At 68.2% G+C, this 18,990-nt stretch carries 12 protein-coding genes; 7 read left to right on the forward strand and 5 right to left on the reverse strand.

Annotation, left to right across the window (positions count from 1 at the left end):
* The first annotated feature begins 535 nt into the window (after positions 1-535).
* The gene (locus ACFO6S_RS16485; RefSeq protein WP_378418802.1) at positions 536-1,654 is read left to right on the forward strand and encodes a trypsin-like serine peptidase; all 1,119 of its coding nucleotides are present in this window, start codon (positions 536-538) and stop codon (positions 1,652-1,654) included.
* A gap of 2,507 nt (positions 1,655-4,161) precedes the next feature.
* On the forward strand, positions 4,162-6,390 hold the full coding sequence (locus ACFO6S_RS16490) for a HelD family protein (RefSeq protein ID WP_378418993.1): 2,229 nt from the start codon (positions 4,162-4,164) through the stop codon (positions 6,388-6,390).
* A gap of 64 nt (positions 6,391-6,454) precedes the next feature.
* Here ACFO6S_RS16490 and ACFO6S_RS16495 read toward each other — a convergent pair whose 3' ends face one another.
* Entirely contained in the window at positions 6,455-6,907 is a 453-nt protein-coding gene (locus ACFO6S_RS16495; RefSeq protein ID WP_378418804.1) for a universal stress protein, read from the reverse strand.
* Positions 6,908-7,112: 205 nt separating this feature from the next.
* Between ACFO6S_RS16495 and ACFO6S_RS16500 the strand changes: the two genes are divergently transcribed.
* Both ACFO6S_RS16500 and ACFO6S_RS16505 read left to right on the forward strand, forming a co-directional pair.
* Positions 7,113-9,920, forward strand: a complete 2,808-nt coding sequence (locus tag ACFO6S_RS16500; RefSeq protein WP_378418806.1) for an alpha/beta fold hydrolase — start codon at positions 7,113-7,115, stop codon at positions 9,918-9,920.
* Entirely contained in the window at positions 9,917-10,798 is an 882-nt protein-coding gene (locus tag ACFO6S_RS16505) for an ABC transporter permease (RefSeq protein WP_378418808.1), read from the forward strand. Before ACFO6S_RS16500 ends, ACFO6S_RS16505 begins: the two co-directional genes overlap by 4 nt.
* Positions 10,799-10,801: 3 nt before the next feature.
* Here the strand turns inward: ACFO6S_RS16505 and ACFO6S_RS16510 are convergent, their stop codons facing one another.
* On the reverse strand, positions 10,802-11,668 hold the full coding sequence (locus ACFO6S_RS16510) for an SCO6745 family protein (RefSeq protein ID WP_378418809.1): 867 nt from the start codon (positions 11,666-11,668) through the stop codon (positions 10,802-10,804).
* A gap of 20 nt (positions 11,669-11,688) precedes the next feature.
* Positions 11,689-13,851 (reverse strand): excinuclease ABC subunit UvrB, encoded by a 2,163-nt coding sequence (gene uvrB, locus ACFO6S_RS16515; protein ID WP_378418811.1) that lies wholly within the window; start codon positions 13,849-13,851, stop codon positions 11,689-11,691.
* 80 nt (positions 13,852-13,931) lie between these two features.
* Between uvrB and ACFO6S_RS16520 the strand changes: the two genes are divergently transcribed.
* Positions 13,932-14,441 (forward strand): ribonuclease FAU-1 family protein, encoded by a 510-nt coding sequence (locus tag ACFO6S_RS16520; RefSeq protein WP_378418813.1) that lies wholly within the window; start codon positions 13,932-13,934, stop codon positions 14,439-14,441.
* Positions 14,442-14,443: 2 nt separating this feature from the next.
* On the opposite strand, the gene coaE is transcribed toward ACFO6S_RS16520, so the two are convergent.
* Complete coding sequence (coaE, locus tag ACFO6S_RS16525) at positions 14,444-15,661, reverse strand: dephospho-CoA kinase (protein WP_378418814.1); 1,218 nt, start codon at positions 15,659-15,661, stop codon at positions 14,444-14,446.
* Between the two features lie 161 nt (positions 15,662-15,822).
* Between coaE and ACFO6S_RS16530 the strand changes: the two genes are divergently transcribed.
* Positions 15,823-16,008 (forward strand): hypothetical protein, encoded by a 186-nt coding sequence (locus tag ACFO6S_RS16530; protein WP_378418816.1) that lies wholly within the window; start codon positions 15,823-15,825, stop codon positions 16,006-16,008.
* 215 nt (positions 16,009-16,223) lie between these two features.
* Here ACFO6S_RS16530 and rpsA read toward each other — a convergent pair whose 3' ends face one another.
* The gene (rpsA, locus tag ACFO6S_RS16535) at positions 16,224-17,705 is read right to left on the reverse strand and encodes a 30S ribosomal protein S1 (protein WP_378418818.1); all 1,482 of its coding nucleotides are present in this window, start codon (positions 17,703-17,705) and stop codon (positions 16,224-16,226) included.
* Positions 17,706-18,062: 357 nt separating this feature from the next.
* Here rpsA and ACFO6S_RS16540 point away from each other — a divergent pair, with 357 nt between their 5' ends.
* Positions 18,063-18,941 (forward strand): class I SAM-dependent methyltransferase, encoded by an 879-nt coding sequence (locus ACFO6S_RS16540; RefSeq protein ID WP_378418820.1) that lies wholly within the window; start codon positions 18,063-18,065, stop codon positions 18,939-18,941.
* Positions 18,942-18,990 lie beyond the last annotated feature (49 nt).

Genomic DNA, 18,990 nt, shown 5'->3' on the forward strand with positions numbered 1-18,990 from the left:
CAGCCTTCCACACTGTCAGCCTTCCACCGCCGACTACATCGTCGGCGGTGGTGGGCACTATGTGTTCACCGTCAAGAGCAATGAGTGATCTCTACGAAACGCATTGAAAGCGTTGCCCTGGAACGAGATTCCCTCCTCGTGGCCATCGCTGGGATTCCGCAGGCCACCCAGGTCCTGCAAACCTGCCGCTCCGGCGCGCTGGATCCCGATCTGTCACCTTCGACGAAGGCCGACCGTCGGGCCACACCAGCGCCGGACCTCAGGTCATGGCCACACGCCGAAACACCGTCGTCAGCATTCTCCACTTGGCCGGACGCAGCAACATCGTCATCATGCAGCGTTCCGCCCGCCCGTACCCGCCGACTGCGATCGATGATGGTGCCGGAACGCATTACAGGACAATGATTTTCACAGATCTGAAGATTGTGAAAATCCGGTCACACCAGCCGGTGACTGATAGCTTCCAACCGTTCCAAACCCAAACCAACGGAGTCGCATGTTCAGATCGAGTAGAACGACACTCATCTCGGGGCTGGTGATCGCCTCCGTCGCTGTGGCACTCGGCCCGTCGACCGCCAACGCCCAGAGCCTTGCCTGGCCGGCGGCCGGGTCTGCTGCACGATCCGCCCCAGACGGCATCGTTGCAGGCCAGCCGCAAATCTTCATACCCGAGGACGAAGCGGCTCGAATCTCCGATCTCGACGTCCCGGCAGGGAAGCCGGTAGACGCCACCGGAGTAAGCACAGCACTGGACGAGTACTGGACGCCAGAGCGCATGGAGGAAGCAATTCCCATGGACGTACCCAGTACCGACATCGACGTATCCACACAACGAGCCCCCCAGTCCGGGCGGTCCGCCTTGGACGCTGTGGCGGAGCAGGCCACGAATGCGTTGGATCTTTTGGATCTTGCAGCGTTACCAGTAGCTGATGTAGAACCACGCCCTGCCCCTTATGCCAGCAACGGGGTAGCGCCAGCCAACGGCAGGATCTTTTTCACTACTGAAGATGGATCGAAACTCACCTGCAGTGGATCCGCAGTGAACAGCCCGTCGGGGAATGTGGTATCCACCGCAGCACACTGTGTGCACGGCGGGAAAGGGAAGGGTTTTCACCGAAACTGGGTGTTCAGACCCAACTATGTACTGGGTATAAGTACCGGCGCATTCCAGCCCAAGCAGTTCTACATCCCCGAGTACTGGAAAACGAACGGCGTCAACACTAATACGGGTGCCGCCGTATTGGATTCGGACGTCGCTTTCGTTGCAACATTCAACGATTCGAACGGCCAGTCGCTTGTTGACCGCGTGGGTGGGCATGGCCTGCGCACGTCCGGATCCCTTGCGTTCCCCGCAAAGATCTTCGGATATCCGGTCAATAACTTGACCCTCGGCAACTCGCAGAGCACATGCTCGGGCGATACCAGCACGGACCAGCTCGACGGCTTTGACTATGTTGGGCTTCCTTGCTCCATGGGTCCTGGCGCATCGGGAGGTCCCTGGCTGGCCGACTACAATCCCTCGAATGGCTATGGATATATCCGGACCATCAGCTCAGGGGGCGGAACGGCATCAGACGGGAACAACTGGATACTTGCTCCCAGCTTCGATAGCCGCGCTTGGGATCTGTATCAGGCCGCGAGCAGTGGACTGTAACTACGAAGACAACCAGGTGAACGACAGCGGAGCGATGGACGCCGACTCTCCGGATTCGGCGCCGCCCGGCCCCTGACCGGACGCAAAAAGCACAAATAGACGAAACCTGCAGGACGCGGACGAAATACCCCCCTGCAGGTTCCGTTCACGTTCGGGAGCCTGCACCGACCCGTCGACGCGAGGCTCCTCCCAACCAAGTGCCCCGGCAAAGTCGTCAGTGAGATCCACTGAGCTGCGGTGTCAGCGTTCCACCGCCGACTACATCGTCGGCGACGGTGAACACTACGTGTTCACCGTCAAGGACAATCAACGATCTCTACGAGACGTATTGAAGGCGTTGCCCTGGAAAGACATTCCCGGCTCGTCGTTCATCACTGGGCGGTGGTCACGGACGCCGGGAACGGCACACGATCACGGCCACCGAAGTCGCCGGCAGACTCAGATCCCCGCCGCTCCGTAACCAGATCTGGCCGCAAGACCGTCGGGGTCGTCATCTGGTCACCTCGATGCCGCTGCTCGCGGCAACTCCGTCGTAGGTCACCGACTGGGTTTGCGGCACCGGGGCAACGATAACCGTCTGCGCCGGCGGCGGACCTCAGGCGATGGCCACACTCCGCAACCGTCGTCATCCTTCTCGTTTGGCCGACTACAGCAACATCGTCATCATGCGACATTTCCCCGCCCGTACCGCCGACTGCGATCGATGGCGATACCGAAAGCTATTACAGGACAATGATTTACACAGATCTGAAATTTCGGTCACACCAGCCGGTGACTGATAGCTTGCAACCGTTCCTGTCCCAAACCAACGGAGTCGCATGTTCAGATCAAGCAGATCGACACTCATCTCGGGGCTGGTGATAGCCTCCGTCGCTGTGGCACTCGGCCCGTCGACCGCCAACGCCCAGAGCCTTGCCTGGCCGACGGCCGGGTCTGCTGCACGATCCGTCCCGGACGGCATCGTTGCAGGCCAGCCGCAAATCTTCATACCCGAGGGCGAAGCGGCTCGAATCTCTGATCTCGATGTCCCGGCCGGGAAGCTGGTAGACGCCACTGGAGTGAGTACGGCACTGGACGAGTACTGGACGCCAGAGCGCATGGAAAAAGCAATTCCCTTGGATGCACCCAGTACCGACATCGACGCACCCACAGAACAAGCCCTCCAATCCGGGCGGTCCGCCTTGGACGCCGTGGCGGAGCACGCCACGAATGCGTTGGATCCTGCAGCGTCACCAGTAGCTGATGTAGAGCCACGCCTTGCCCCTTTTCCCACCAGCGGGGTAGCGCCAGCTAACGGAAAGGTCTTTTTCAATCGTGATGGAAATAGCTACCAGTGCAGTGGGGCGGCGGTAAACAGCCCATCGGGGAACCTGGTTGCCACCGCAGCCCACTGTGTACACGGAGGGGAAGGGAAGGATTTCTCCACGAACTGGATGTTCAGACCTAACTATGCACTAAACAGCAGTTCCGGGAAATGGTACGCGAAGCAGTTTTACATATCGGACGACGCGAAGGCGAGAGGCGTTTCCGCCAAGGTCAGCGCTTCTCGGGTAGATGCGGATATCGCCTTCGTTGCAACATTTAACGATTCGAACGGACGGTCGCTTGGCGACCGTGTGGGTGGGCACGGCCTGCGCACGTCCGGCCCCCTTGCGTTCCCCGTGAATACCTACGGTTATCCGGCCGAGAAGGCGTTGGACGGTGGCGGGACTGTCCCATACCCGACCCTCGGTCTCGTGCAGTTTTCATGCTCGGGTGCCACCACCACGGTACCGATCATCAGCGATGACCCAGTCGCCGGACCTGACCCATTTGGGCTTCGATGCAATATGGGTGGTGGCGCATCGGGAGGTCCCTGGCTGGCGGACCACAATCCCGCAAGTGGTTACGGATACATCCGATCCGTCACCTCATCGACCGTATGGAACCCGGCAGACGGGAAACCCTGGATAGTTGGTTCCACCTTCGGTAGCCGCGCTTTGGCTTTGTATCAGGCCGCGAGCAGTGGACAGTAACGACGAAGACAACCAGGTGAACGACAGCGGAGCGATGGACGCCGACTCCCGACATTCGGCGCCGCCCGGTTCCTGACCGGACGCAAAAGCACAAATAGACGGAACCTGCAGGACGCGGACGAAATGGACCCGCCCCTGCGGGTTCCGTTCGCGTTCGGGAGCCTGCACCGACCCGTCGACGGCGGGCTCCTCCCACCCAAGAGCCCCGGCAGGGTCGTGAGTGAGATCCACTGAGCTGCGGTGTCAGAGTTCCGCCGCCGGCTACATCGTCGGCGGCGGTGGGCACTACGTGTTCACCGTCAAGGACAACCGACGATCTCCACGACTCGACAAGCCGAGGGCTCACCTCCCTGACCTGGGAGTTCAGCGACGGTCACCTCCAGCTACTAAGCTCGATTGGCCCATTTGGACCCCTTTCAGGCCTAGGAGAACGAGTTGCCCGACGAGGCACGTCAGCACGGTGATCTGGACCGCGAACAGCAACACGTGTCGATGCTCTACGACCGACTCGACGACCTGCGTTCGTACGCCAGCACCCGACTGGCGAAGGTGCTGCTGCAGACCGGCGGCACCCCGCAGGCGCGGGTGGAGCGCGAGTCGTTCAGTCAGATGTACACCGAGGACATCGCGATGTACGACGCCGCCGAGAACGGCCTGTGTTTCGGCCGCATCGACATCGACGCCGAGTCCGCGGACGGCGACACACCGCGCTACATCGGCCGCGTCGGGATCCTCGACGAGGCCAACGACTTCGAGACCCTGCTGCTGGACTGGCGCGCCCCGCTGGCCCGGCCGTTCTACCTCGCCACCCCCGCCGCACCCGAGGGCGTCACGCGGCGACGGCACATCCGCAGCCGCAGTCGCCGGGTCACCGGCATCGCCGACGAGTACCTCGACCTCGCCGCCGCCGAACAGGCCGGCGTGACGGACGGCGCCGGTGGCGTCGCAGGCGAGAGTGCCCTGCTCACCGCGTTGAACGCGGCTCGGACCGGTCAGATGAACGACATCGTCGAAACCATCCAGCACGAGCAGGACGCGATCATCCGGTCCACCCACAAGTCGGTGATGGTGGTGCAGGGCGGGCCCGGCACCGGGAAGACGGCCGTCGCCCTGCACCGCGCGGCATACCTGCTCTACACCTACCGCCAGCAGCTCGCGAAGAGCGGCGTCCTGATCATCGGCCCCAACGCCACCTTCCTCGACTACATCGGCCAGGTGCTGCCCTCCCTCGGCGAGACCGGGGTGCTGCTCTCGACGATCGGCGACCTCTACCCCGGGGTCACTGCCACCGAACACGATTCGCTGGAGTGCGGCGAGGTGAAGGGCTCCCTCGAGATGGTCGAGGTGCTCAAGCAGGCGGTGCGGGACCGTCAGCTCACCCCGTCGGAGCCGATCACCGTCACCTTCGACACCTACCCGATCACCCTGGACCGCAAGACCGTGACCCGCGCCCGTGGCCGGGCGCGGTCCTCGCGACGTCCGCACAACCTGGCCCGGCCGATCTTCGTCTCCGCGGTGATCGAGTCCCTCGCCGACCAGTTCGCGGCGCGGCTCGGGTCCAACGTGCTCGGCGGCGCAAACCTGCTCAGCCGTGACGACGTCGCCGACATCCGTGACGAGCTGCGCGAGGACCCCGACCTGATGTCCGCCATCGACGGGCTGTGGCCGCAGCTGACCCCGCAGCGGGTACTCGCGGACCTGCTGACCTCGACCGACCGGCTGGACGCCGCGGCCCGATCCCTCACCGAGGGCAGGCGCGGGCTGCTGCACCGCTCGCGGATGACCGGGTTCAGCGACGCCGACGCGCCCCTGCTGGACGAGCTGGCCGAGCTCCTCGGAGTCGACGACGAGGCGGAACGCGAACGCGCACAACGGGAGTGGCGAGCTCAGATCGCCGACGCGCAGGGCGCCCTGGACATCCTCACCGGCTCCGCGCCGCAGGACCTCGAGGACGACCTCGACCCCGAGATCCTGATGGCCTACGACCTGATCGACGCCGATCAGCTGGCCCAACGCCAGGACCTGGGTGAACGGCGCACCGCGGCGGAGCGCGCCGCCGCCGACCGCACCTGGACCTACGGTCACGTGATCGTCGACGAGGCGCAGGAACTCTCGGCGATGGCCTGGCGAATGCTGATGCGCCGCATCCCCAACCGGTGGATGACGCTCGTCGGCGACACCGCGCAGACCGGCGACCCGGCGGGCACCTCGTCCTGGCAGACAGTGCTCGAACCGTATGTCGCGCAACGGTGGAAGCTGACCGAGCTGACCGTGAACTACCGCACGCCGTCGGAGATCATGGCCGTCGCCCAGGACGTGCTGGCGGCGATCGACCCCGAGCAGACGGTGCCCCGATCGGTCCGCGACAGCGGGAACGAGCCCTGGGCACATCGGGTTTCGGAGTCCGAGGTAGCGGACGAGCTGCGCCGGCGGGTGGCCGACGAGACCGGGCCCGGGCTCACCGTGGTGATCACGGCAGAGGACACCGTCGCCGAGTTCGCAGACCTGGCGTCGGACTCGGTGAGCGTGCTCGCCGTCCGGGACGTGAAGGGACTGGAGTTCGACTCGGTGCTCATCGTGGAGCCGCAGCGGATCCTCGACGAGTCACCGCGCGGACTGAACGACCTCTACGTCGCGCTCACCCGCGCCACCCAGCGACTCGGTGTGGTCCACGCCCGCCCGCTGCCGGCTGTGCTCTCGAAACTGGTCCCCACCAGCTAGATTCGCACCCCACAGACAGCACTGCCCCGGCCGGGTGGGAACACGGCCGGGGCAGTCGCGGACATCAGCGGACCGTGTGGACGATCAGAACGTCGGTGGTGGACTTGCGGGCGGCGTCCGAGGGCACCGAACCGAGCAGTCGACCGGTCAGCGTGTTCAGGCCACGGTTGCCGATCACCAGCAGGTCCGCGGAGACCTCCTCGATCAGCGTGAGGAGCGAGTCGACGGGGGCGCCGACGATCGCCCGTTCGACGATGTCGGTCGCACCCTTCGCCTGCGCGTGCTCACGGGCGGTCCGCAGGATGTCGTAGGTCGGTGCGGAGCCGGTGATCTGGTACGCGTCCTCACGGAGGGTGTCCGACGCAACCTCGATGTCCTTGGGGTCGGACGGGTAGTAGGCGCAGGCGAGGACCAACTGGGCGCCGGCGTCCTTCGCCAACGCCGCGGCCTTCTCCACTGCCTTGAGAGACGAATCCGAGCCATCGGTTCCGACGACGATGGTGCGGTAGGCGGTCATTTCTTCCTCCAAAATGCATACGGGTGGTGGTGCATGGTATTTCGTTACAGCGAGCGTCGTCATGCATTGTCTCGATCACCGGGGCACGCACGGAATCCCACACCTGAAACCCCGGCCACTGAGCGAAACCCTAGTCCGGCGAGCACCGGGGTTGTGGGAATTGCGGCACAACGCACATGCGCGGTTTCTGACTAGATTGAGTCTCATGCATCTGCCGCGGCCGCGCAGTACCCGCGCCTGGATCGCCCTCGTGACGGTGGCGATCCTGCTCGTCACGGCTGCCCTCGTGACGTGGACGTCCAGGGCCACGCAGACGGTGTCCGCCGACGAGGTCCAGATCACGCTGCCGGAGAACCCCGGTTCGGATGCGCGCGTGGAAATCGATGCCCGCCTTTACCTTCCGGATCGACTCCCGGCCCCGGCGGTGCTGTTGGCCCACGGGTTCGGCGGCGACAAGGACACCGTCGCGGCGCAGGCAAACGATCTCGCCGCGGACGGCTTCGTGGTGCTCGCCTACAGCGCCCGCGGATTCGGCCGCAGCACCGGGTCGATCACCCTGAACGACCCGGACCGGGAGGTCGCCGACGCCCGCGGCCTGGTGGACTGGCTGGCCGGGCGCGCCGAGGTCGCTCTGGACTGCCCCGACGACCCCCGGGTCGGGGTCACGGGCGGGTCCTACGGCGGGGCGCTGGCGCTGATGCTCGCCGGTACCGATGACCGCGTCGACGCCGTCGCCGCCTCGATCACCTGGAACGACCTGGGCCAGGCGCTCTTCCCCAATTTCGGGACCACGCAACCGGTGGACCGGACCACGCCCGCCGCGGCCGGCTACGGCGGGCCCGGTGTGCTCAAACGGGGCTGGGCGGGCATCTTCTTCGGGGTCGGCGCCGGCGGCATGCCGGTCGGACCCGAGACCGCGAGCAAGTCGGGGGCCTGCGGCCGGTTCTCCCCCGAGATCTGCCGGGCCTACGCCGCCGCAGCGGAGACCGGTATCCCCGGCCCGGACCTGCTGGCCATGCTGACCGCACATTCCCCCGCCGCGGTCGCCGCCGACATCACCGCGCCCACCCTGCTGCTCCAGGGCGAGCAGGACACCCTCTTCGGCCTCGACCAGGCCGACGCGAACGCCCGCCAGATCGCGGCCGCGGGCACACCGGTGCAGGTCCGCTGGTTTCCCGGCGGTCACGACGCCGGCGGGGAGTCCGCGTCCGGCCATCGCGCGGTCGCGTCGTTCCTGTCCGACCGCCTGCGCGGTGACGAGCCGGACCAGCGGTTCGTCTTCACCCTGGCCGGTGCGCCCGGCGACCAGGGTCGGGTGTCCCAACGTCGGATGACCGCGCCGTCGTACCCGGGCCTGGGCGCGACGGCCACGCCGACACCAACCGAGTCGATGCCGCTGTTCGGGCCCGTCCAGACCCTCTTCCGTCCGCCGGGCGCGTCACCGGCGGGGATCTCCTCCGTGCCCGGACTCGGCTCCGCGGCTGCGGCCCTTGGCGCCGCAGCCGGCGCCGCGCTGGACCTGGCAGCCGATCCCCCGGGCCAGTCCGCCCGGTTCGCCACCGCCCCGGTCGCCCACCCGCTGACCGTCACCGGCACCAGCACGGTCAATCTCGAGGTGTCCAGCGAGGCCGCGCCCGGCCAGGCCTTGCTCTTCGCCAAGCTCTACGACGTCAGCCCGCAGGGCAGCCGCACCCTGCCCGGCGGCGCGGTGTCGGCGATCAGGATCCCGGACGCACCTGCGGGACAAGCCGTTCCGATCTCGGTCACGCTTCCCGGGATTGCCCACCAGGTGCCCGAGGGACACCACCTCGAACTGGTGCTGGCCGCCACCGACCAGGCCTACGCGAACCCGGTCTCCCCGGCCAGGTTCACCGTCGGGCTCACCGACCCGACCCTCACCGTCCCGAGTGTCCCCGCGACGACGAACAGCCGGGCCCTCCCGGTGGCGCCGCTGGTCGGCATCGTCGCGATCCTCGCCGCGGTGGCCGTGCTCGGCGTCGTCGGCGTCGTCCGGTCGCGGCGGCGCGCGGTAGCCGCGGTGGACCCGGCGCTGCTCGACACCCCGCTGGTGGTCACCGACCTGCACAAGTCCTACGCCAACGGCTTCCGCGCGGTCGACGGCGTCAGCTTCACCGTGCACCGCGGCCAGGTGCTCGGGCTCCTGGGCCCCAACGGCGCGGGCAAGACCACCACACTGCGCATGCTGATGGGTCTGATCACGCCGTCAGGCGGCCAGATGCGGGTGTTCGGGCACCTGGTGACACCCGGCGCGCCGGTGCTCTCCCGGCTGGGCTCCTTCGTCGAGGGCTCCGGGCTGCTGCCGCACCTGAGCGGGCTGGACAACCTGCGGCTGTACTGGGAGGCCACCGGCCGGCCCGCCGCCGACGCCCGGATGGACGAGGCACTCGAGATCGCCGACCTCGGTGACGCCGTGCACCGGAAGGTCCGCTCCTACAGTCAGGGGATGCGTCAGCGGCTGGCCCTCGCGCAGGCGATGCTCGGCCTGCCGGACCTGATGGTGCTCGACGAGCCCACCAACGGCCTGGACCCGCCGCAGATCCGGACCATGCGTGAGGTCCTCGTCGGGTACGCACGCACCGGGCGGACCGTGCTGGTCTCGAGCCACCTGCTCGCCGAGGTGGAACAGACCTGCACCGACGTGGTGGTGATGAACCACGGACGGGTGATCGCCGCGGGCACCGTCGAGGAGCTCACCTCGGCGGAGGGCGCCACCGAACTGCGGGTCGACGACGCGGCACGGGCCGTCGCGGTGCTCGCCGGGCTCGACGGCCCGACCGGCGTGCACGTGGCCGAGGGCGATCCGCCCACGGTCCGCCTCGACCTCGCAGGCACCGACTCCGCCGTGGTGGTCCGCACCCTGGTCGAGGCCGGCATCGCGGTCCGCGGGCTGTCCGGCACCACCCGGCTCGAGGACGTGTTCCTGCGGTTGGTGCACGTCTCCGACCACCGCGACCGGTCGAGTTCGAACAACGAGCAGGTGGAGGCGCCGTGACCGCGACGGATCGAGGCCGCGGGGCGATGCCCGCCGACGGCCGGGCGGCGGGCTACCGACCCGGCGGGACCCTGCCGCTGCGCACCGAACTCGTCCGCCAGTTCCGGCGCAGGCGCACCCACCTGGCGCTGGGACTGCTGGCGTTGCTGCCGGTGATCCTCTCGACGGCGTTCGCGGTCGGCAGTTCCGGGGCGTCGTCGCCCGGCGCGGTGGACCTGATCGACCTGGGCACCAGCGGCGGCGCGAACTTCACCGTCTTCTGCCTGTTCATGTCCGTCGGTTTCCTGCTGATCGTGGTGGTCGCGCTGTTCTTCGGCGACTCCGTGGCCAGCGAGGCCTCGTGGTCGTCGCTGCGGTACCTGCTGGCCATCCCGGTGCCCCGCGGCCGACTGCTGCGGCAGAAGGCGATCGTGTCGGCGGCGCTGTCGCTGCTGGCCCTGCTGCTGCTGTTCGGCGTCGGGCTGGCCCTGGGCACCGCGCTGTACGGGACCGGCCCGCTGGTGACCCCGTTCGGCGACTCGCTCGGCTACGGCGAGGCCGTCGGGCGGCTGGCGCTGGCGCTGGGGTACATCGCGGTGAACCTGACCTGGGTGGCCGGGCTGGCCCTGCTGCTCTCGGTCCTGACCGACGCGCCGCTCGGCGCGGTCGGCGGCACGGTGATGGTCTCGATCCTCGTGCAGATCCTCGACCAGATCACCGCGCTGGGCGGCTGGCGGGACCTGCTGCCCGGCCACTTCTCGTTCGCCTGGACGCGGCTGCTCGCGCCGACCGTCGACTGGCACGACATCGTGGTCGGGTCGTTCTCCGCGCTGGCCTACGCGGCGGTGTTCGGCGTGCTGGCCTGGCAGCGGTTCGCGGTCAAGGACATCACCAGCTGAGGCTCACCACTTGCCCCAGCGCGGGCCGAAGAGGTTCGGCGGGTAGGTGCCCGCGTCGACGATCGCGGCCCGCATCGGCGTGAGCAGCTCGGTGAGCCGGTCGAGCCCGGCGTCGCCCAGCTCGGCCCACGGCGCGAAGGCCAGGTCGTCGGTGACGTCCTCCGTCACCTCCCGGATCTCGGTGCCGAGCTCGGTGAGGGTTCCGTTGTCGGCGAGCAGGCCGCGGTCGCGCAGGTCGTTGCTGGCGGCATCCCACTGCTCGCGGCTCCAGCCGCGACGCGAGAGGGCCGCCTTCTCGGTGAAGCCGGCGCCGGTCGCGGTGTGCGTGATCAGGGCCTCGATCCCGGACAGCCCGGCCGCCTGCAGCGCCACGATGTGACCGTCGCCGCGGTACTCCCGCAGCAGCGTCAACGAGTGCCACAGCGACAGGTGCGGCTCGGCCGGCTGCTCGACGGCGGCGTGCGCGGCGAACAGCGGCCGCCCCTCGGGGCGCGTCGCGCGGGCGGCGATGGCCGCGATGTCCGCCGCCTCCGCCATCTCGACCGACCCGACGACGGCATCGCCGAGCAGTCGGCGCAGCGCCGCACCCGCACCCGCGTAGCGCGCCGCGACGATCGCCTCCGGACTCGCCAGCTCCCAGGCCCGCGGCAGGTAGCCGGCCACCACCTCCGGGTTGAAGGTGTAGAACGTCGCCGCGACCACCGACGGTGCGACCGCACCCATCGCGGCGGACCGTCCCGCGAAGTAGGTCATCCCGCCGACCTCGAGGCCCACGGCCACCAGGTGCTCGGAGACCTCCGGTGCGAAGTAGCTCATGCTGTGGATCGGCTCGAACATCTTCGCGTTCCGGCCTGCGGTGGGGGCGTCCATGCCCCAACCGTAGCGGGCGGCTACTTCAGTCCCGCCGCGTCCATCCCCCGCAGCTCCTTCTTCAGGTCCTGAATCTCGTCGCGCAGCCGGCCGGCCAGCTCGAACTGCAGATCGCGGGCCGCGTTCATCATCTGATCGGTCAGTTCCTTGACCAGGTCGGCCAATTCGGCCCTGGGCATGGACTTGACGTCGCGGCCCTCGTAGACGCCCGCGCTGACGGCCCGGCCGGCCTCGCCCTGTGCCCGCCTGCCGCGGCTGGCGTTGCGGCCGGATCCGCCGACCTCCACCCCGGCGGCGGTGTCCTCGGCCTCCTCGTACACCTGGTCCAGGATGTCGGCGATCTTCTTGCGCAGCGGCTGAGGGTCGACGCCCCGCTCCTTGTTGTAGGCGATCTGCTTCTCGCGGCGACGGTCGGTCTCCTCGATGGCGTGCTGCATCGAGTCGGTGATCCGGTCCGCGTACATGTGCACCTGGCCGGAGACGTTTCGGGCCGCGCGGCCGATGGTCTGGATGAGGCTGGTGGAGCTGCGCAGGAAGCCCTCCTTGTCCGCGTCCAGGATCGCCACCAACGACACCTCCGGCAGGTCGAGTCCCTCGCGCAGCAGGTTGATGCCGACCAGCACGTCGTACTCGCCGAGCCGGAGCTGACGCAGCAACTCCACCCGGCGCAGCGTGTCGATGTCCGAGTGCAGGTAGCGCACCCGGATGCCCAGCTCGAGCAGGTAGTCGGTGAGGTCCTCGGCCATCTTCTTGGTCAGGGTGGTGACCAGCACCCGCTCGTCCTTCGCGGTGCGCTCCCGGATCTCGTGGATCAGGTCGTCGATCTGCCCCTTGGTCGGCTTGACGATCACCTCCGGGTCCACCAGTCCGGTGGGCCGGATGACCTGCTCGACGAACTCACCGCCGGACTGACCGAGCTCGTACTTGCCCGGGGTGGCCGAGAGGTAGACGGTCTGCCCGATCCGCTGGGTGAACTCCTCCCACGTCAACGGCCGGTTGTCGGTGGCCGAGGGCAGCCGGAACCCGAACTCCACCAGGTTGCGCTTGCGCGACATGTCGCCCTCGTACATGGCGCCGATCTGCGGGACGGTCACGTGCGACTCGTCGATGACCAGCAGGAAGTCCTCGGGGAAGTAGTCGATCAGGGTGGCCGGGGCGGTTCCGGGTCCGCGGCCGTCGATGTGGCGCGAGTAGTTCTCGATCCCGGAGCAGAAGCCGACCTGCTTGATCATCTCGAGGTCGTAGTTGGTCCGCATCCGCAGGCGCTGCGCCTCGAGCAGCTTGCCCCGCCCCTCCAGCTCCGCCAGCCGCGCCTCGAGCTCGGCCTCGATGTCCGTGACCGCGCGTTCCATCCGCTCCGGCCCGGCGACGTAGTGGGTGGCCGGGAAGATCCGCACCGAGTCCACCTGCCGGACCACCTCACCGGTCAGCGGGTGCAGGTAGTACAGGGCCTCGATCTCGTCGCCGAAGAACTCGATCCGGACGGCGAGCTCCTCGTAGGACGGGATGATCTCGACGGTGTCGCCCCGGACCCGGAACGAACCGCGGGTGAACGCCACGTCGTTGCGGTTGTACTGGACGTCGACGAGCAGGCGGAGCAACGCGTCGCGCGGCACCTCCACGCCCACGTCGAGCTGGATGGAGCGGTCCAGGTAGGACTGCGGGGTGCCGAGGCCGTAGATGCACGACACGGACGCGACCACCACCACGTCGCGGCGCGAGAGCAGGCTCGAGGTCGCGGAGTGCCGCAGGCGCTCGACGTCGTCGTTGACCGACGAGTCCTTCTCGATGTAGGTGTCCGTCTGGGCGATGTACGCCTCGGGTTGGTAGTAGTCGTAGTAGGAGACGAAGTACTCAACCGCGTTGTTCGGGAGCATCTCCCGCAGCTCGTTCGCCAGCTGCGCGGCGAGCGTCTTGTTCGGTGCCATCAGCAGCGTCGGCCGCTGCAGCTTCTCGATCAGCCAGGCCGTCGTCGCCGACTTTCCGGTGCCGGTGGCGCCCAGCAGCACCACGTTCTGCTCCCCCGCCCGGATCCGTCGTTCCAGGTCCGCGATGGCGGCGGGCTGATCGCCCGCCGGCACGTGCTCACTGACCACCTCGAACCGACCGTCGGATCGTTCGATCTCACCGACGGGACGGAACTCGGAGTGCGCCACCACGGGATGTTCGGATGCAAACGCCATGGCACCAGGGTAGGCCGGGGGTCCGACATGTTCGCCGACGAACCACGGCCCGGTGGCCTCCGTTGGTAGCTTCAGCAGCTATGGACAACGCGGTGCACCCCCCGAAGGTCGAGTCGTTCAACCTCGACGACCGGACCAACACCGACCCGAAGGGGTACGTCCGGCCCGTGGACCACTACCGGGTCGAGTCCTGGGGCCTGTACATGGCCCGCCCGGCGGACCACCCGCGCTTCCACTACCTGGAGTCCTGGCTGCTGCCGACGCTCGGGCTGCGGGCCTCGATCTTCCACTACCACCCGTTCCACGACCGCGACCAGGACCGCTACGTCGACGTCGGCGAGTTCACCGACGCCGGGCGACTGTGGCGCTCCCAGGACCACTACCTGGACCTGGTGGTCCGCACCGGCCGGGACACCGAACTGCTCGACGTGGACGAGCTGGTGGCCGCGCACGCCGCCGGCCTGCTGGACTCGGCCACCACCGAACGCGCCATCAGCCGCGCCGCGGTGGCCGTCGACGGCATCGCCGCCCACGGCCACGACCTCGACGCCTGGCTGGCGTCGCTGGGCATGGCCGTCGACTGGCGCTGAACTCAGCCGGCCCGCCAGCCGGTCCGCTCGGCCCACTGCTCGGCCCGCACCGCGGCGCCGTCGAACCACGGCGTCTTGGCCGCCGCATACCGCTCGACGGCCGTCTCGATGTCGGCCTCGCCCGCCACCTCGGCGGCGGCCGCGCGCTTCACCTCGACGTACTCCGCACGCGCCTGCTCGTCCGCGATCAACCAGTCGCGGAACACCAACGCGAATCGCTGGCCCGGCCAGCCGTCCACCCGCAGGTGGACGTTCGCGGGCCGTCCGGGATCGGCGGCGGCATGGAACCGCTTGTCCCACAGGGCCGGATCCGCCTCGCCACCGATATCGTAGGCCGGCCTCGGGTCGTCCCGGGTCACCGACTCGACGCGTGGGAAGCCTGCCGCGGCCAGCACCCCGGCCAGCTCGTCGGCGACCGCGAGGCTGGGCACCGTCACCTGGACATCGAGCACGTCCTTGGCCTCGAGGCCGGGGACCGCGGTCGACCCGATGTGGTCGACGCGCAGTGCCGACGCCCCGCAGACGGTCCGCAGCCGGGCGGTCAGCCGCCGGGCCTGGTCCGGCCACGACGGATCCGCCGACACCAGTACCGGCGGCGTGCGGACCACTGTCGCGGTCCTGACGTTCTCCGCGTACCGCGTCAGCCGGTCCCACAGCGCCCTGACCTCGGCGTCCAGTCGGCCCTGCGGGCCGTTGTTGTCGAGCAGCACGTCCGCCGCGGCCCGACGCTGCTCGTCGGTGGCCTGGGCCGCCATCCGCGCGCGGGCGTCGGCCTCCGGCATGCCGCGCAACTCGACGAGGCGTCGGATCCGTTCCTCCGCATCCACGTCCACCACCACGACGAGGTGGAACAGCGCGCCCATGCCGCCCTCGACGAGCAACGGAATGTCCTGCAGCACGACGGCATCCGCCGGAGCCGCGTCGACGACCTCCGCGGTACGCGCGCCCACCAGCGGGTGCATGACGGCGTTCAGCCGGGCCCGGGCCTCGTCGTCACCAAAAGCCTTGGCAGCCAACGCCGGACGGTCGAGCGAACCGTCCGAATTGACAATTCCGTCGCCGAATTCCGCTGCCAGAGCGGCTAATCCGGGGGTCCCGGGTTCCACGACCTCACGTGCGATAAGATCCGCGTCGACGACCACCGCCCCGAGCTCGCCGAGAATCCTCGACACGGTGGACTTTCCTGCTCCAATGCCTCCAGTGAGGCCGATTCGCAACACCGCCACAGTCTGTCACCAAACACGCCCATGCACATCCAGGCCAAATACGTCGGCTTTCGAAGCTTTCGGGATATCTTCGACGACGACGACCAGGCCTCTTCTCTACACAAAGGACCGCCATGCGTAGCAGCCTCACTTCCCACGGTCGGCACCGACTTGGCATGGTCGACGGCGTTCACTGCATCCTGATCCCGGAGGTCGCGCTCGCACTGACCGAGCAGCGCCGCGGCTGGTTCGCCCAGATGCTCAGTCCCGCGCGGCACAGCATTGCCGGCATGCGCAAGCGTTCCGCCGAGCGGCAGAGTTCCTGGTCCCCCGTCTCCGGCACCGTGGCCGCGGCAAGCTGACCCCGACCCGACCGGAAGCCGCGGCCGACTGAGCCGACTCGCACCGGCCGACACCGTCAAACACAGCAAGGCCCCGCCCGAGATCGGGCGGGGCCTTGCTGTGCTGTCCGGCGCCTCGACGGTGACCCCCCGCCGACGACAGATGACAGACAAGAGCCCCGGTCCTGTAGTAGGACCGGGGCTCTCGTGTCGGACCCGACTAGCGGGTCGTCAGGTTACGCGTTGCCGGACAGCTTCTCCCGCAGCGCAGCGAGCTGTGCATCGCTGGCCAGGGATCCGCTCGCCTCGGTCGAGGAGGCGACAACCTCGTCGCCCTCGTCCGCGGCACCGGTCTCGGAGGAGTAGTTGGTACCGGCGGCGCCGGCAACAGCCTCGGCGGCCTCGTCGGCAGCCGTCTTCTCCATCTGAGCGGTGTGCATCTTGTGGCGACGCTCAGCCTCGGCGTACCGGGACTCCCACTCTTCACGCTGCTTGTCGAAGCCCTCGAGCCACTCGTTGGTCTCCGAGTCGAAGCCCTCCGGGAAGATGTAGTTCCCGGCCTCGTCGTAGGAGTCCGCCATGCCGTACTTGGACGGATCGAACTCGGCGCTGTAGTCCTCGTTCGCCTGCTTCAGCGACAGGGAGATACGACGACGCTCGAGGTCGATGTCGATGACCTTGACGAGGGCATCGTCGCCGACGCCGACAACCTGGTCCGGAACCTCCACGTGGCGCTCGGCCAGCTCGGAGATGTGGACGAGGCCTTCGATTCCCTCTTCGACGCGCACGAAGGCACCGAACGGAACCAGCTTCGTGACCTTGCCCGGGACGATCTGGCCGATCGCGTGGGTGCGGGCGAACTGACGCCACGGGTCTTCCTGCGTCGCCTTGAGCGAGAGGGAGACACGCTCGCGGTCCAGGTCGACGTCGAGAACCTCGACGGTGACCTCGGTGCCGACCTCGACAACCTCGGACGGGTGGTCGATGTGCTTCCAGGACAGCTCGGAGACGTGCACCAGGCCGTCGACGCCACCCAGGTCCACGAAGGCACCGAAGTTGACGATGGAGGACACGACGCCCTTGCGGACCTGGCCCTTCTGGAGCTGGTGCAGGAACTCGCTGCGGACCTCGGACTGGGTCTGCTCGAGCCATGCGCGACGCGACAGGACCACGTTGTTGCGGTTCTTGTCGAGCTCGATGATCTTGGCCTCGATCTCCTTGCCGACGTACGGCTGGAGGTCGCGGACCCGACGCATCTCGACGAGCGAGGCGGGGAGGAAGCCACGGAGACCGATGTCCAGGATGAGACCACCCTTGACGACCTCGATGACGGTGCCCTTGACGGCCTCGTCCTTCTCCTTGAGCTCCTCGATGGTGCCCCAGGCGCGCTCGTACTGTGCGCGCTTCTTCGACAGGATCAGTCGGCCTTCTTTGTCCTCCTTGGTGAGGACGAGAGCCTCAACCGCATCTCCCACGGAGACGACCTCGTTGGGGTCGACGTCGTGCTTGATGGAGAGCTCACGAGAAGGGATGACACCTTCGGTCTTGTAACCGATGTCGAGAAGCACCTCGTCGCGGTCGACCTTGACGATGGTGCCCTCAACGATGTCGCCATCGTTGAAGTACTTGATCGTGGCATCGATGGCGGCGAGGAAATCCTCGGCGGAGCCAATGTCATTAATGGCTACCTGCGGCGAGGTATGAGTGGTTGTGGGCATTTGGTGGGTTGCTCCGGAGGGATAGGCAGTCGGTTGATGGTGTTCTGTCGGACTAACGAGATTTGCGATTGCGCTCCAGGTTCGGTGCGCCACCGCGGACACTCGCGTGGATTAGGGTACGCGGCCGGTGGCTAGCTGGGCAAACCTGGCCCGGATGCGGGCCATCCCACGGCCCGTCACCGAGGGGCAAACCCCGCGGTTCCGCACCCCCCCACCACCCCGTCCGATGTGTCCGATCTCACAGCATGGGCGGCCCTGCGGCCGGGCCGCACCCGCGACGACCGGGCGGTGGTGGCCGCGGCGTCGCGCCGTTGGATGATGTTCCCGACCACCGCACACCTGCCAGGGGCTGACCACATGAGCGAGACACCCGTACCCGACGACCGGCACGCCGCCGCCAACGCCGCCCTCGGCACCTCCGGGGTCAGCCGCGCCCGGGTCGGCTCCGCCGACAGCGAGCGCGCCAGTCGCGCCTGGTGGGACGCCGACGCGGACGACTACCACCGGACCCACGGCGACTTCCTCGGCGTCGGGTCCGCAGGCGGCGAGTTCGTCTGGTGCCCGGAGGGCCTGCACGAGGGCGACGTGCACCTCCTCGGCGACGTCGCGGGCAAGGACGTGCTCGAGATCGGCTGCGGCTCGGCACCCTGCGCGCGCTGGCTGGCCGGCCAGGGCGCCCGGGCGGTGGGCCTGGACCTGTCCAAGGGGATGCTCGCGCGCGGGCTCGACGCGATGGCCGCGGGCGGACCGCGGGTCCCGCTGGTGCAGGCAGGCGCCGAGTCGCTGCCGTTCGCCGACGCGAGCTTCGACATCGCCTGCTCGGCGTTCGGCGGTGTCCCGTTCGTCGCCGACTCCGCACTGGTGATGCGCGAGGTGGCCCGGGTGCTGCGGCCCGGCGGCCTCTGGGTGTTCTCGGTGAACCACCCGATGCGCTGGATCTTCCCCGACGACCCCGGTCCGAAGGGCCTGACCGCGACGATCCCCTACTTCGACCGCACTCCCTACGTCGAGGTCGACACCGACGGGGTGCCGACCTACGTCGAGCACCACCGCACGATCGGCGACCGGGTACGGGAGATCGTGGCCGCCGGCCTGGAGCTCCAGGACATCGTCGAGCCGGACTGGCCGGAGTGGCTGGACCGAGAGTGGGGCCAGTGGAGTCCGCTGCGTGGACAGCTGTTCCCGGGTACCGCGATCTTCGTCTGCCGCAAGCCCGACCGGCCCGCTGCCTGCTGATTCGACGCGGGGGCGACCGGGCGGCAGGTTGCTGCCGTCCGGTCGCCCC

Source organism: Rhodococcus kronopolitis (assembly GCF_042654025.1).
Lineage (GTDB): Bacteria > Actinomycetota > Actinomycetes > Mycobacteriales > Mycobacteriaceae > Rhodococcus_G > Rhodococcus_G kronopolitis.

Bases quoted from the DNA above. Each gene is read 5' to 3' on its own strand.
- ACFO6S_RS16490 (WP_378418993.1), top strand. From the start codon at position 4,162: ATGCTCTACGACCGACTCGACGACCTGCGTTCGTACGCCAGCACCCGA.
- ACFO6S_RS16495 (WP_378418804.1), bottom strand. From the start codon at position 6,907: ATGACCGCCTACCGCACCATCGTCGTCGGAACCGATGGCTCGGATTCG.
- ACFO6S_RS16500 (WP_378418806.1), top strand. From the start codon at position 7,113: ATGCATCTGCCGCGGCCGCGCAGTACCCGCGCCTGGATCGCCCTCGTG.
- ACFO6S_RS16510 (WP_378418809.1), bottom strand. From the start codon at position 11,668: ATGGACGCCCCCACCGCAGGCCGGAACGCGAAGATGTTCGAGCCGATC.
- uvrB (WP_378418811.1), bottom strand. From the start codon at position 13,851: ATGGCGTTTGCATCCGAACATCCCGTGGTGGCGCACTCCGAGTTCCGT.
- ACFO6S_RS16520 (WP_378418813.1), top strand. From the start codon at position 13,932: ATGGACAACGCGGTGCACCCCCCGAAGGTCGAGTCGTTCAACCTCGAC.
- ACFO6S_RS16530 (WP_378418816.1), top strand. From the start codon at position 15,823: ATGGTCGACGGCGTTCACTGCATCCTGATCCCGGAGGTCGCGCTCGCA.
- rpsA (WP_378418818.1), bottom strand. From the start codon at position 17,705: ATGCCCACAACCACTCATACCTCGCCGCAGGTAGCCATTAATGACATT.
- ACFO6S_RS16540 (WP_378418820.1), top strand. From the start codon at position 18,063: ATGAGCGAGACACCCGTACCCGACGACCGGCACGCCGCCGCCAACGCC.